The 14,003-nt window shown below is 55.7% G+C and carries 14 protein-coding genes and 1 tRNA gene; 6 read left to right on the forward strand and 9 right to left on the reverse strand.

Annotated features, from left to right (window positions below):
* Positions 1-3: 3 nt before the first annotated feature.
* Entirely contained in the window at positions 4-357 is a 354-nt protein-coding gene (locus HMPREF0573_RS09890; RefSeq protein WP_236585804.1) for a hypothetical protein, read from the reverse strand.
* Positions 358-728: 371 nt separating this feature from the next.
* Between HMPREF0573_RS09890 and HMPREF0573_RS09895 the strand changes: the two genes are divergently transcribed.
* The 4 genes from HMPREF0573_RS09895 to HMPREF0573_RS04125 all read left to right on the forward strand — a co-directional run bounded on the left by HMPREF0573_RS09895 (position 729) and on the right by HMPREF0573_RS04125 (position 3,637).
* The gene (locus HMPREF0573_RS09895) at positions 729-1,133 is read left to right on the forward strand and encodes a response regulator (RefSeq protein ID WP_013188987.1); all 405 of its coding nucleotides are present in this window, start codon (positions 729-731) and stop codon (positions 1,131-1,133) included.
* A gap of 104 nt (positions 1,134-1,237) precedes the next feature.
* Positions 1,238-1,393 carry a response regulator transcription factor gene (locus HMPREF0573_RS09900; RefSeq protein WP_236589719.1) on the forward strand — a complete coding sequence of 52 codons (156 nt, stop codon included), beginning with the start codon at positions 1,238-1,240 and terminating at the stop codon, positions 1,391-1,393.
* Positions 1,332-2,474, forward strand: a complete 1,143-nt coding sequence (locus HMPREF0573_RS04120) for a sensor histidine kinase (RefSeq protein WP_013188988.1) — start codon at positions 1,332-1,334, stop codon at positions 2,472-2,474. Before HMPREF0573_RS09900 ends, HMPREF0573_RS04120 begins: the two co-directional genes overlap by 62 nt.
* On the forward strand, positions 2,471-3,637 hold the full coding sequence (locus HMPREF0573_RS04125; RefSeq protein WP_004007657.1) for a pyridoxal phosphate-dependent aminotransferase: 1,167 nt from the start codon (positions 2,471-2,473) through the stop codon (positions 3,635-3,637). The genes HMPREF0573_RS04120 and HMPREF0573_RS04125 overlap by 4 nt, the downstream gene beginning before the upstream one ends.
* Before the next feature lie 29 nt (positions 3,638-3,666).
* Here HMPREF0573_RS04125 and HMPREF0573_RS04130 read toward each other — a convergent pair whose 3' ends face one another.
* From HMPREF0573_RS04130 to HMPREF0573_RS04150, 4 genes are all read right to left on the reverse strand, one after another.
* A complete protein-coding gene (locus HMPREF0573_RS04130) occupies positions 3,667-5,103 on the reverse strand; it encodes a sensor histidine kinase (protein WP_013188989.1) in 1,437 nt (478 codons plus the stop codon).
* A gap of 908 nt (positions 5,104-6,011) precedes the next feature.
* Positions 6,012-7,076 carry a histidine kinase N-terminal 7TM domain-containing protein gene (locus tag HMPREF0573_RS09905; RefSeq protein WP_013188991.1) on the reverse strand — a complete coding sequence of 355 codons (1,065 nt, stop codon included), beginning with the start codon at positions 7,074-7,076 and terminating at the stop codon, positions 6,012-6,014.
* Between the two features lie 149 nt (positions 7,077-7,225).
* Positions 7,226-8,686, reverse strand: coding sequence for a cell wall-binding repeat-containing protein (locus HMPREF0573_RS04145; RefSeq protein WP_013188992.1), 1,461 nt, complete (start codon positions 8,684-8,686; stop codon positions 7,226-7,228).
* Between the two features lie 90 nt (positions 8,687-8,776).
* Complete coding sequence (locus HMPREF0573_RS04150) at positions 8,777-9,634, reverse strand: phosphatase PAP2 family protein (RefSeq protein ID WP_004008808.1); 858 nt, start codon at positions 9,632-9,634, stop codon at positions 8,777-8,779.
* 41 nt (positions 9,635-9,675) lie between these two features.
* Here HMPREF0573_RS04150 and HMPREF0573_RS10025 point away from each other — a divergent pair, with 41 nt between their 5' ends.
* Positions 9,676-9,807 carry a hypothetical protein gene (locus HMPREF0573_RS10025; RefSeq protein ID WP_013188993.1) on the forward strand — a complete coding sequence of 44 codons (132 nt, stop codon included), beginning with the start codon at positions 9,676-9,678 and terminating at the stop codon, positions 9,805-9,807.
* Between the two features lie 2 nt (positions 9,808-9,809).
* On the opposite strand, the gene HMPREF0573_RS04155 is transcribed toward HMPREF0573_RS10025, so the two are convergent.
* Together HMPREF0573_RS04155 and HMPREF0573_RS04160 are read right to left on the reverse strand one after the other, a co-directional pair.
* On the reverse strand, positions 9,810-10,853 hold the full coding sequence (locus HMPREF0573_RS04155; RefSeq protein WP_013188994.1) for a TPM domain-containing protein: 1,044 nt from the start codon (positions 10,851-10,853) through the stop codon (positions 9,810-9,812).
* Between the two features lie 11 nt (positions 10,854-10,864).
* Positions 10,865-12,058 (reverse strand): TFIIB-type zinc ribbon-containing protein, encoded by a 1,194-nt coding sequence (locus HMPREF0573_RS04160; RefSeq protein ID WP_041797954.1) that lies wholly within the window; start codon positions 12,056-12,058, stop codon positions 10,865-10,867.
* A 35-nt stretch (positions 12,059-12,093) separates the two neighbouring features.
* Here HMPREF0573_RS04160 and ispF point away from each other — a divergent pair, with 35 nt between their 5' ends.
* Positions 12,094-12,681, forward strand: coding sequence for a 2-C-methyl-D-erythritol 2,4-cyclodiphosphate synthase (gene ispF / locus HMPREF0573_RS04165; RefSeq protein ID WP_013188996.1), 588 nt, complete (start codon positions 12,094-12,096; stop codon positions 12,679-12,681).
* 66 nt (positions 12,682-12,747) lie between these two features.
* Here the strand turns inward: ispF and HMPREF0573_RS04170 are convergent, their stop codons facing one another.
* Positions 12,748-13,086, reverse strand: a complete 339-nt coding sequence (locus HMPREF0573_RS04170; protein ID WP_004007647.1) for a histone-like nucleoid-structuring protein Lsr2 — start codon at positions 13,084-13,086, stop codon at positions 12,748-12,750.
* Between the two features lie 766 nt (positions 13,087-13,852).
* Positions 13,853-13,925 (reverse strand) — tRNA-Thr (locus HMPREF0573_RS04175).
* Positions 13,926-14,003: the final 78 nt, after the last annotated feature.

Below are 14,003 nucleotides of genomic sequence, written 5' to 3' on the forward strand. Positions count from 1 at the left end.
CTCCTAGCAAGAAATCGCGGTTCCGATCGCCCCACCAGCGGCTCCGCAAGCAAAGCCGCCAACTCCTCCTGTGGCAATCCCGAAGGGGACACAGACGAGACCTGTCCAGGCAACGGTCCATCCCCATGCTACCCACTTGTTGGCACAACCATACCTAGTACCACTGCCATCACTGTTTTCATCGTGTGTTACGGCGTAAAGGGTAGAGCTGTTTTCATCGAATTTAATGCTGGCTTTATCGGAAGAGAACATGATTTTTGCGTCAAACGAAACCAAGGTGACACCCTCTCGGTTATTCCATAGAGCGTTCATTCCGTTTGGTGTGATTTCAACGGTATCTCCCGGTGCTAATACCAAACGGAGACTCCCTCCAATTTGCTGAATCTTTCTTCCCTGAGTCCCGGTCCACAAAGTGAAACCGTTTACGGAGGCAGTGTTGTTTACGGACGTTAGGCTTCGAGGTGATGCCGAGGCGGGAACGGCGGTAACTTGAGACACGCTAGTAAGAACCATTGCTGTGATTCCGATACCAGCGACCATACTACTAACGAACTTCATAATGATTTTCCTTTCTGAACAGAAAGCGCATACAGCTCTTTGAAGCGGATACTTTCAAGGTTAGGGATTGTCAAACCCCTGCACATCACCCTCAAGGCTCACCCGATTGGGTGAGATAGCAGGATGGGATAGCGAGGTAAGCCCCTCCCGACGTGGGCTAGTATGGTTTTGTGCGCGTAGCGATTATCGATGATGATGCATTCGCCCGAGACGCAATGAAGACATTGTTGGGCCGGGTTGATGGGATTACGGTTTCCTGGACGGTCGGAACAGCCTCGGAGGCGTTAGCGCGCTTGAATCAAGATGAGACCGCACAACCGCAAGTTTTTTTAGTGGATATTAGTATGCCAGGCATGAATGGGATTGAATTGGTTCGAAGACTCCACGTTTTATCCCCAACATCAGCCGTGATTATGATTTCCGTACTAACCAGGGCTGACAAAATCCGTGAGGCATTTCGCGCCGGAGCCACAGGCTATTTCGTGAAAGAGGACGACCCGGCACTAATCGCTGAAAACCTGGGGAAGGCCCTTGCTGGCGAGCTGGTTTTTTCCCTACGTGTTCCCGGCAACTGATTTCTGTTCTCACCGATGACGCGGCTCTTGTGGCTGTGAAACGTCACGCTGGCGAACCAAGCGATACAGTTTTAACCCCGCGAGAAAAGGAAATACTGACGCTTATGAGCGAGTCACGCACGAATTCTCAGATAGCCAGTCGACTCAAGATTAGCGAAAACACTGTTAAAACCCATATCAAATCCATCTTGCAGAAATGTGACGCAGCTGATCGTGCAGGTGCGGTCGCGCACGGAATACGCCAAGGTATCATCGATTGAGGGGTACCGGATGACTATAAATAGCCCTTGGCTTCGCTATTTGGTGATTACGATAGGCATCTTGCTGCAGGTATTGGCGCTGATATTGAATGCAAAAACTGTCCTGGACTTCATAATGATTGGTCTTTCTATTGTCTTTGTGGCTTTCGGGTTGAGGTTTCCCTCCGTTGCGGCGGTGCTGGTTTCCGTGTGGTTTATCGCTGCGGTTGCTATTGCGCAAACGCTGGAGCAAGGCTCTGGTTTTTACCTTTCCCTGGTGTCGATTGGATTCCTAATTACTCGGCGTCCACCCTATGTCGGAATCATTCTCGGAGCTGTCTCAGCTTTCGCCGTTTACTACGGACACTCGTCGATAGCCTCGCTTTCCGGCAAATTCGGGATGGTTCTGTATTTAATTCCCCTACTGGTCGGCTTTGGCTTCAATCAGCTGCGAGCGCAAAAGGAAGCCCAGGAAGCTACGCAGCGCCTGCGGATTTCAGCCCTCCGGGAGAACTTGGCAAACCAACTTCACGACAATCTCTCCAACAAACTGGTACAACTGATTTTACTTTCACGCCTGCTACCAAAAGCTAAAGACTCCGAGAGCGATTCTATAGGCGTGAAAATTCGTGAAGTGTCGGTCTCGGCTCTCTCCCAACTAAGGGACTTTACAGAGGATTTGGGACGTGATGCAACCGGCGAAGAAGTCGTAAGGTGTAAAGGATTTAAGAGCCTGCCTCAAACCCTTGAACATATTAAAAACCAGTTACAAAGTGTAGGGTTTATCCCGGAATGCACCCTGAGCGGCTATGAAATACAACCCCTCCAAACCGTTGAAATACTTACCGAACTGGTCGAAGAAATCGCTACGAACATCATGAAACACGGGCAACCAAATACTAAAGCATACATTTTAGTGCGCTGCACAGCGACGCAAATACGTATCTTTAGCGCTAACCAAGTTCGTGAAGATGCCTTATTCACACCCAGTGGGCTGGGTTTGAAGAGTATGAAGTCAAAAGTAAACCAATTGGGAGGACAGCTAGAAACCAGGCTGGATTCAGGTCAATACAGTATCTCTATTTCTGTGCCTAAATCATGAGGAGCGAAGAACACGTGAAATTTTCTGAACGGGTGGAACTGAATGAACCCAACGCCGTGACTCTCGCCCAGCGTGCGGCCCGACGGGACGGCATGTTGAAAGTGAATTTGGCTGATTCTAATCCGACCCGCTGGGGGTTAGGTGCGCCGGGCTTGCCACCCTATGAACCAGACCCGCGGGGACCCCGCGCCGCCCGCGAGGTACTGGCTGCCTGGCTGGGTGAGCGTGATGGTCGCGAGGTTGATCCAGAAAACCTGTACCTATTGAGTTCTACTTCCCAGGGCTATACCTGGTTGACGAAGTTGACCAGCGATCCCGGTGACCGGCTCGCTGCCCCGACGCCGGGATACCCCCTGGTAGAAACCATTGCCGGGCTGGAAAACGTGGGAGTGGATTTCTATCCCCTGACCTGGGTAGGTTCCCGGTGGGAGCTGAGCGAGCTCAATCCGGGAGAGGTCAGCGCGGTAGTGGCAATCAATCCAAACAATCCCACCGGCTCTTATGTACACGGAGAGGATCGTCAACGGCTCCTGAACTATTGTGCAGACCGCGGGGTAGCGCTCATCGCTGATGAAGTATTTTTTGACTTCGACCTGCCCGGCGCTCCCACCCAGCCCGCTGACCGTCGGCGTTTGGCAGGAACCACGGAAGTACTGACTTTTGCCCTGGATGGGATGAGTAAAAATTTGAGTGCGCCGGGGTTGAAAATCGCGTGGCTGGAAGTGTCCGGACCTGAGCGCGACGTGGTGGCGGCGCGCGCGCGGTTGGACGTAATCGCGGATGCCTACCTGCCGTTTTCCGATGTTTTGGCACAGCGCTTGACGGAATATTTGGCAGCGGTGCCCGCCGCGACCAGTGCCACCCGGCAACGCTGCCGCGAGAACCTCGCCACCCTGAGAGACCTTGTGCGTACAGAACCCAGTGGCACCGTGAGCCTGTTGGAACCCGAAGGCGGCTGGAATGCGCTGCTGCGATTTCCTGCCCACGTGGACGAGGACGCGCTCATCACCGGGCTGATTGCCCGGCGAGGGATTACCGCACAGCCGGGATATTTTTTCGATATGCCTTTTGTTGGAGTGGTGTCTGTGTCGCTGCTGCTCGACGCTCCGGCGTTCCAATTCGCGACCAAAGCCCTGCTGGCAAGCATCGCCGACCAACTCTGATTGTCGAACCGGTAGGAAACGATTCCCGCTCAGCGCGGCAGGCGGGCGCGCAGGGTGAAACGTGGGGTGGTGAACACGGACAGGGAACCGCCGAGGGCTTCGAGCCGGGATTCCAAGTTGCTCAGACCGGTGCCGTAGGTCAGCGCGGTCTCCATGGTGCTGGGATTAGAGACTTCTATCCAGAAGCTGGAGGCGTCCTGATCCAGACGCACCTCCATTTCGCAAGAAGTCGTATGAATCAGCACATTCGTGATGGCTTCGCGCAGCACATCCGTAAACATCCGGGCTTTGTTGACCTGGGGTGGCAGGTCACCGGAAATATGCAGTTCCAGTTCAGCCGCCGTGGCTAAATCCTGCAGGGTCTCCAGCCAAATTTCGGGGGTGGCAGTGACGCGGTCTTTGCTCAGGTCGGAGGGCAAATCCTCGAGCAGGCCTTGGAGGCGATGCAGACGTTCATCGTCCGACACTTCGTCCTCCAAGAACCGGTGAACGAAAGAAATCCGCTGGGAAAGCGTGTCGTGAATGGTGGACCGGGCAGACAAAATGAGCCGGCGCGACAGGGCCTCATCGAGCCGCGAAGTCTCCCTGACCAGGCGTTTTTGACGGTCCTGCAGGGCGTCAATCTCTGCTGAAAGCTGGTAACTGAGTGTCATGTAGTCGCTGACATCGACAGCTAGCAGTTGAATCCAAGACCGCCGGTCGTCTCGAATCCGACTCTGGGTCAACACCCAAGTCCGCCCATCGGGTTCCGTAATCCGCAGCCGGGAGGTTCCGTCTTCGTTTTCTTCCCAGCAGTTTAGGGGATCAGGACTCGCTTGGTGGTTTTTCGTCTCAAACCTGAATTGACATAGTTGGCGTTCCAACGTCCCCATGTTAGTCAACGATGTCAACCCCAGACGCCCCAAAAGCCCTTCCATAGCGGCGTTGGCAAACTTGCTGCGACCCCGGAATTTGGCGAACGCTATCCCGTGTTGCAGTCGGTCCAAGGCCTCTTTGACGCTGAAAGGGCTGAGATCACGGTGTAACAATTGCCAATCTCGCCACACCTGGACGCACAGCCAGGAAGTCGTCAATGCTCCGGAGGTGAGCAGCACCCAGACTCCCCCGGCAGTAACAAAAGGGGGCATCGTCGGGGTCAACGTCACCAGCAGGGGTATCTCGGCATAGCGGTAGTTGGTTCCCATCGTCATCGCCCCCAGCCCCAAGCAAACCACCACAAACCACCCAAAGTTACGGTCTTGGAGCCAAAAAATTCCGGTCTGGGAATGAATGAAAACGGTGGCGAAGGCCCACATATAGAACGCCAGCAAAATCACCACGCTGAACAGGAACACCGTAGCGAGACGCCGTCGATGAATGAGCCATTGCCCCATGGTGAGCAGGCATGCCGCCAATAAGCCGATACACATGAGGGTGGTAGCGGCTCCCATCTGGACGGAGGTGAGATTGTAGAGTTGGTCACTCATGCGCTACCTCCGGTGCCAAAGTGGGTTCACCAGCGCTGATAATCATGTTCAGGTGGCAGGTGGCGTCTTCAACGTACAGTTCGACTCGGGCGCGAGACCAGGCTAAGAGCGGGTCGAACAGGGGGAGGTCCTGCTCGGGCAGGTCAACAATCCAGTTCAGGCGGGCGGTTTTACCATCTGGGGCGACCTCGAAGTTAACGAACACTGCCACCTCTGCAGCCCCAATGAGCTGGTTCAAGGTGCGGTGCAAGCCCTCCAAACACCACAGCGCCACTTGGGGCTGCACAGCGCCGGTAGTCGGACCGTGCAATCCAGCCACCGCTCCTGCGTAGGAAAAATCGGTACAGGATTGGCTCATAAACGTCGTCAGGGCATTGACCGAAACAGTTTCGTTCTCAAAGTTCTGTAAAGTCAACAGACCCGCGCGTTTGGCGTAACCCAGGTCCATCTTAATGTTGCGCAAAATATTGGAGCGTTCACTTTCGTCCAACGGCACATTGAGCCGGGCGGTATTGGCTTGAATCCTGCCCAGGGACGCGTTCATCAAGTCATCGAGCCGATCAAAGAGGACGGGGGCATCGGCCGATTCCTCCATGTTTAACGTGGCTTCGTATTCGGCGCGCAGAATTTCGGTTTGGTGAGTCTCGCGGGCGCGCAGTGCCGCCAAGGTCCGCTCCAAATCCTGCACCGCGGTGACGTCCGTTTCCCACAGGACGTGACCGCCGTCCACGGGACGGGTTTGACAGTATACGGTTCGGTTCGGCTGTACCGAAGTGTCTGTGACCACCACCGGTCCCTGACCGTCCCGCAGCTGCTGACGAGTGCCTTGGTCCAGGTTGAGGGGGTGGGAAGTGCGGTAATGGGGGAGCCAATCTCGGTTAACAATTTCGATGGGAATCTGGGATTTTTCAAAGAAACGCAGATAGCCGCGGTTTTGCCCAATTGCTCCGATAAAGAACAGAATCTCCCACGCCAACACGAAAATCACACAATACATTTGGACGGTTTCGGTGGCGCGAACCAGCGGGATTCGCACCGTGTACGCCATGGAATAGAACAACACCGCGAGGAACAGCACCCCGATTCCCGCCACCAGACGCAACCAATGACCCCTGCAGCGACCACGAACCGGCATAGATGACCGCTGCGAAAACCAGCAGCGCTGCCGTGTAATACAGGTAGTATCCCGGACCGTAGCTGTAATCCACCCCGGACTGCCCGGTGCCAAAGCGCAGCACCAGGTGGTGCAAATCGTTGGTATATACCAGCAGAATCAGGGTCGCGCCGACTCCTATAATTGCGGCGCGCAAGAAACAGTAACCTGGCGGGCGCCCGCGACTGGAGTGGGACATGACAAAGAACAAGATTGCGCAGGTCGTATAAATCGGGACGTAATAGTAGTACCAGGTGTAACGCTCGAAAACCCCGAGAGAGGCGTGTTTGATAATCCGCGCCATAATCCACAGCGCGAGTATCCCCGCTTGCACCAGCACCGCCCAGCGTACGTAGGTGAAAGTCGCTGTCCAGAACCGCCACCCTGCCCAGAAACTCAGGAAAACCAGCAGGGCAATGAATCCTCCCAGTTCGTAGGCTTCGTTGGTGTTTTCCCATCCCCAAGACCCGCCGTAGGTGTCGTTGTAGAGGCTGGCATTCCAGATAAATTCCTCGTAATTGTTCAGGTGAGTTACTGTTTCGGCGTGGATTTGTTCCCGAAAAGCCGGGTTCGTAGAGGGATAGTCGAGGGGGCTAAAGAAACCGGGGGGCAGCGTCGCTAGCGGCGAAGTTCCGTTGATGCCGTTGGGGCTGCGTTGCCAGATGCCGATTTGTGCGGTGAGCGTGGGGGCGGGGGCGTAATGGGCTGAGGGACCCGCGGGGGATTGAGCCGCGCGCCGATCCGTGGTCAAGCAAAACCAGCCACGGCGCAGTGCCCGTTCCAAATCTTGCGGGGAGGTTCCGGTCTGTGACTGTGGCAAAGTCCTGCCGTCTGCGGTTTGCCAATTTTATCAGGGAGCACGAACCTTTGGGCTGAGTTGCAACGAAAAGTGACGGTGGGGGGGTTTGTGAAGTCCCATCACCTGCGCAAGCCGAGCTACAGCTCTCGGGGGATTCATAGCAACGCCACCTAACCAACCGGTTCTAGCATTTCGGGGACCCCGTGGTTACGGATGACAGCTAGGTTGCGGACCACCTCGCCGTTGGCAATCAGGTCAAACGTGGCAAAGGGATCGTCCGTGATGCGGAAATCCCAGTCGCCATTGCCTCCCCACAAATATGCCACGTAGGGATGTGCTGGATCGTAAGCGTTGTATAGAACCAGGTACACTGAGGTTCCGTCGTTGCTATACAGGTAGACCACAGCATCACCGAAACCGTCTTGGTCAAAATCTGATTGGCGAACGATTTTCACTTGCTCGTTAATCCGGTCGCGCGGTATCCAGCACGCATTGGGCGCAGAGGGCATGGACGGAATCAATCCCCGGCTGTGCAAACTATCCCAAGTTTCTGTGGTGCAAACGTGTTCCGTTGACGGGTACAGCAGGTTCGCTACCACTTTTTCGTCCACTCCCGGGGTCTTGCCACAAGCCGCGTTATGCGCGGCTGTGTCAGAAACGACACCGCGTCCCCCGATAACCGTGATGCCATCGGCGTTGATTTCATTAGCCCACTGGAAAATGCGGGAACCATCGGGTGGTGTCAACAAGATAACCCCGTCATTGAAAGCCCCTGCCACCATGGCATCTTTCAAAGCGTGACCGCTGGCCAGATAGATATGGGAGCGGGATTTAGATTGCAGTATCCAGTTGGCGATGACCCAAGATGTTTCGTAACGGTCTTGACCGCCCAGGCGTTGCCAGGGCAGACCACCTGCCAAGACCTGGGCTTCGGCATCGCTGACCACACCGGCACCGCCCAGGATGACCACCCCGCTTCGCGGTTTCAGAGAGTGGATTTTTGCCGCCGCGGCTTGCCGGCTAGCCGGAGTGGTGAAGGTTAAAATCGGTCCGTTACGCACCCCGGCGGCCGCCACGGCATCCGGAGAACCAGCACCAGCATTGCGGGTGACATACACGTATTCTGGTTGTCCATTGGTAGAAGCCCAGGACTCCGCAATAGCTGCGGCGGTCTGATGGCGGTCTGCGCCTTGAATCCGGTGGTGTTCAATCCCATGTTCAGCAAAGAACATTTCTGCCGATGCTGGTACCGCCCCCGGTCCTCCGACAATGTAGGCAGTGTTCAGAGTGGCGAGGGTGTGCAAATCCCAGTTGAGGCCATCGGTCAGCAGTACGGGACCCCAACCTAGGGCTGCGGCTGGCAGAGCGTCAACGGGGTTGCGCGCGGAGGCCACCAGGAATTTTTGGGAGCCCTCCGGATAAGCCTGGGCGGCCACCAGGCCAGATGTTTCGATGGCGTTTTGGCCTCCCAAGCGGTCCTGAGCGAGACAGCCGAGATTGGTCTGAGTCTCACCCAATTCCGTCCCTTGAGCTAGCGGAACCATTAAACCGGCTAGAGCCAGGGCACTCACCGCGAATCCTGCCCCGACACGACTGAACAGAGAGGGGAAACTAGGGATAGAAACAATCATGGTTACCTCCTGATAGAACAGACCCCCTCAGGCTAACGGTGTCTCGCGTGTCAGTAACCACCCAAAAGGGTGAAATCGTCCCGACCCGGTTTAATGGCGGGCTTGTGTGTTTACCATCGCCAGGACCAGACCGCTCAGACCGAGGATGGTGAGGACAGAAGCTCCGGCAGTCGCTAGACCGAGTGAGGTCCGGGCAGTCGCCTGCAAGGCAGCTTCGGACAGGGGAACGTCGGTCATCCGCAACCATACCGCAGCTATTCCGAGCGCTCCGAGAAGGGCGGCGGCCAGGGAAACCAACAGGGTAACGCGGTGGGTATGACCGAAACGACGGTTGGTAGCTTCCCGGGGCGTCAGCACCAAACCCCACGCTGCCGCAATCAGAATGGCGGTGAGCACGTCGGAGAGGCGGTGCCACTGGTTGAGCATCACGGCGATGCCGACAAAACTGCCGGTGAGCCAGCCGATAAACACCGCCACAGAACGCCACTTGGGCACGACGACCATGACAATTCCAATTGCCGCGGTCATCGCTACCGTGGTGTGTCCGCTGGGCAGCGAGTTCGCTAATCCTTGATAGTCGACGCCCAACGCGGGGCGGTGGATGATCCAATGTTTCAGGATTTGGGTGGTCAGGTTCGCGCCTGCCACCAAAACCAGCACGCGAATTCCCAGTTCGCGGCGTTTGCGGGCGGCAGCTATCAAAAAAACCACCCCGGTCAGAGCAATGAGGGCACCCATAGAAATCGTGTCCAGTGCTGCCGTGTCCGCCCCGAACAGGTACGGTTTGCCGCGGCTAACCGCAAACCGAGTCAGACCGTCAAAGTTTTGCCCCTTGATGGTGTGGAGGGACCGTTGGGCAATGACCGCGGCGAGAATTGCGCAGCCCACCGCCGCAACCAGTCGAAAAAACTGATTGCGGGTTAGCCGTGGCGCCGAAACCTCACTCACGAGTCAATCTTAGGTCGGTTATTCAGGGCGTTGCCAACGCGGTGCGCATTGCTCCTGTTCACAAGGTCGGTGACGAGGCTCGTTCACAGGTGGTGCGGCTGCCGGCGGGGGCGCGGCGACAGCGGACACACCGCGCTGCCGAGCACGCCATGCCACCGGACTTGGGATCGTGAACTTAGAACTTACCGCCCCCGGAACTAAACGACGTACCCCCAGACCTGAACGAGCCGCCGTGGTGGCCGGAGCTGCCGCTACTCTTGGGACGTGCGACGTGGGTTATGTATTCGTTCACAAAGACATCATTGGAGCCGGTGATCTGGTCCGAACCAGGCACGACGTAATAAATCGCTCCCCACTGTAAATGTGCAGTATCGTGCTTTTTCCTGATTCGGCGCATCACCAGGGTGCCGGCACCGCCACCAAGAGCTGCCGCCCCGGCGACCCCGGCAGTGGTTGACTCCAGGGTTATGGGGTGGGGCAGTGGGTGGCTCGCACTGTAGGGCGTTCCGGATTTCCATTGTTCCAGGTAATCCGCCACCTGGGTCAGGAAGACGTCCACGCCGTCGTCCCAGTGGTCATCACCCAAGGGTTGTTTGACGTGGTCATAGAGCTTTTCGATGCCATAGACGGTAAATGCTTGCTCACCGGCCCCGTGACCCAGGAACCACAAATCACGCGAGCTGGGGTTAATGACCATGAGCACCCCGCTGGCGTCCTTTTCCCCCAGACCAAGCTGGTTAACGTTGTAGTAGTTCGCTCCCCACTTTTGCGGGGTTTGATAACGGAAATCGTCCACGGTCACGATATAGGGCGCAATCCCGTACTTGTCAGCCAAAGCGGTCATTTGCTTTTCCCAGCCGGCAATCTTTGACTTGCTAAACACCTCGGAGTGGTCGCGGATGAAAGGCGCCGCGGATTTTACGTCCGACTGTCCGCCCACGTAGGGAAACTGCTCTCCATAAGGGAATTTGATGATGTCGCCAAATTCGGTCAGCGGCAGGTCCGCGGAGTCAGCCGGTTCGTCGCTAGTTTCCGGGGCATCGTCCGGATTAGGGGGCGGAGTCAGCGTCGGCAGTACCCCCGGTGACGCAACCGATACGGAAAACGCGGCAGGGCTGACTTCTGCGCCCGCCGCTGCGGGCAGGGCGAAACCAACCGACGGAGCCAGAGCCACCGCTAGTGCGCCCACGGAATAAAGAATCGTCTTACGGATATTCATGATTTCTCACCTCAATCAAAAAATATCGGCATCAGGAACGGAATAAAGATGGCGCCAAAAATGATGGCGATGGGGATGGCGATGCCTAACAGTCCGCCCCAGTACTTGCGCTCGGATACCGGGAACGTGCCCACGAACTTGCCGGTTTGCCCGTTCATCGCATAGTTGTAGTTTTTGCCTTGGAAATCGACATTCATCAACCATAACGGCAAGAACACGTATTCAAGTTCGCCGAAAGCCGGCTGGATGGAGGTGCTGACGGTCGACACCGAGTTATAGCCGCTGATTGAGTTCCGCAGCACCGTCTCGGTAGATTCTTTCATGCGTTCCAAAGCACGGGGGTTGGCGTCTTGCGCTTCCACGTCGTATTTGTTGGTCATGAAGCCCGTCAGGTAGGCGGGGGAAAACGCGACAGATTTGGTGTAGTCAAAAGGTTCGATGGATTCCGTGAGCTTATCGGTCACTTTCGTGGTGCCCGCCACCGGCACATCCAGGAAAGCAACGTTGGCGCTGCGATACACGTCGAATTCCCGATGCTCGGTGTACTCATAATCAGAATCGGTCCAGGTGCGGATGGTTTCGCACCGGTAGTTACCTTCGCCCGTGACCGTTGCGTCATACAGCCAGTAAGGCACGTAAACGCCTTGGATGTCGTCCACGCTGACCTGCTTAAACTCATTGGGAATGAGCTTCAGCTTGCGCATTTCGGCTTTGAAAGCCGCCAAGGCTTGTTCTTTGGTCATTGCAAAAGGAATCATCCGGTCGGGGACGCGGGTGCTGGTCAGCTGTCCGGTCGCCACGAAGTTGTTGTTGCACCAGGGGCACCGGGCACTGACCATGTCGGGTGAGCCGATGATTTCCCCACCGCAGGAATTACATTGGAATTGAGCCATTTGTTGTCCGGTCGCTGCGTCCAGATAGGTGGGCGGGGGTTCCACCCAGCCGGGGTGACCCTCGGCAGGAGTGGTGGAAATCTGGGTTTCCGGGGTCGCAGCGGGGCCAGCCCCGCCGGCGGCACCGGCGGTCCCCACCTGTTGCGCGTGCGCGGCAGCGAGTTCCGCGTTGGCTTGGGAGATACCGTTGAATTGGTTAACTTCCTCGACCGTGAATGCAGCCCCGCAAAAGCCGCATTTCATCTTGCCGCTGGGCACATCAAAATTAATGGGAGCACCGCAGGACGGACATTTAAGCTGTACATCGCTCACGATTGGCTGACCTCCTTAGCTTGTATCCGCTGGGGATGAACAAAATTCGCTACCATCCTCAGACTAAAGTGCTGGTCAGGGGAATACACCACCCAAAAGGGTTAAATACCACCGACATTCCAATTAGGATTTTATGCATGGATTTTCGAGTAGGTCAGGGTTTTGACGCACATCGTTTTGCTGCCGGTGCGCCGGTGGTGGGTCGCCCACTTCGGGTGGGGACCTTGTCTTTTCCCGACCATGCGCCGCTGGAGGGGCATTCGGATGGGGACGTTGCCGCCCATGCTTTGACCGATGCCCTGCTCGCGGCAGCCGGGTTAGGCGACTTGGGCACGAACTTTGGGGTATCGCGTCCCGAGTATGCCGGAGCCAGTGGGGAAGTGTTTTTGCGTGCGGCGATGCGGATGTTGCACGAGACCGGTTGGGTGGTGGTTAACGCCAGCGTGACTGTCGTCGGTCAGGAACCACGTCTCGGTTCGCATTACGCAGAAGCGGAGGCGGCGTTGGGAAACATTTTGGCAGCACCGGTGTCTTTTTCGGCGACCACCACTGATCGCATGGGATTTACGGGGAATAAGGAAGGACTGGCCGCCCTGGCAATTTGTTTATTGCGTCGAGAATAAAGTTCCTTCGCAATAAGCCGGACGGTCAGTCCTCACAAGTTATGAAGTTTTCGGTGAGAATATCTCTTACTTGTCGCCGGTGGCGTCGCGGTATTGGTCAATGAGTTTTTGCGGGACGCGACCGCGGTCGTTGACCGGGATTCCTTTTTCACCAGCCCAAGCGCGCACGCGACGGTTGAGTTCGCGAACTTCGTTATTTACCGCCGGGGTAGTGCCGCGGCGGCGACGACCGGAAACTTTACGTCCAGCATCAATCCAACGCTGCAGGCTGTCGCGCAGCTCCTTAGCGTGGGCTGCATTTAAATCAATTTCATAATTGACGTTATCCAAACTAAAAGCGACTGTTTCTGCCGCGTCTGAACTGTCGATATCGTCTATCAGGATGGTTTTTACTTTCTTGGCCATGATATGCCCTCCAAGCACGAGTGAATGAACAGATATATATTAGGCATTGGGGAATAAATAATTCAAATCCATGGTGGTAACAAATTCTTCAAGCACAATTGTGCTTGGACGCATAATAAACCTGAATAACCTACCCACGTTTTGCACAATGTGTCGCCAGGTAAGTCCTGGTTATCGTTCCGAGTATTTTGAGGGCATTGGTTTATCTCGAGGAAACATTTCCGAGAGTCCAAGAATCGTGTTGTCGAGTTGGCAGTGGAACTGGAGTATTCTCATCGCGCCAATATGCAGCTATTGAAATGACTTTGGTTCATTTTCATTCTCTACAGTGACAGTCGAGGTAATCAACAACTTCCACATCAGTACCCGCGAATCCTTGCAAAGTATTATCCAAAGACGGCAACCGATTCTTGTGTGGAGCCAGGGGGATAGAGAGAATCCGTGACCGGGGTGTTAGTTCCAGTGGTGGCATTCATGGTTTTAGTGTCCAGTTATGGACGTTTAGATACCGAAAAGTCATGGCTAGTGTGGTTAGCCAAACGTTAATTGAACGTTAATTGCCAATCCTCATTATCCTCTAGCTTGAGCTTTCGTTGGAATATCAACTAAAGATGTGGAGCCGCCTGAGAGAGGGGCGGCAGCGCGGAGCGTGTGTGCCGCTCGTGGTGGTGCGGAGCCGTTAAGAAACAGTCCTGTGGACTGTTTTAGGTGGAGCTCCAGACAGAAAAAAGCGACCCGAGGATAACTCGAGCCGCTGTGTAAACGGAGCCGCCTGAGAGAATCGAACTCTCGACCTATTCATTACGAGTGAATCGCTCTGCCGACTGAGCTAAGGCGGCGGTGCGCAAAATGCGCGGGTTTCATTTTAGCCTGAAAAACGGACGGTTCCAAACTGTGATAGGCAGGAGGCAGCCCGG

It is taken from the genome of Mobiluncus curtisii ATCC 43063 (assembly GCF_000196535.1).
GTDB lineage: Bacteria > Actinomycetota > Actinomycetes > Actinomycetales > Actinomycetaceae > Mobiluncus > Mobiluncus curtisii.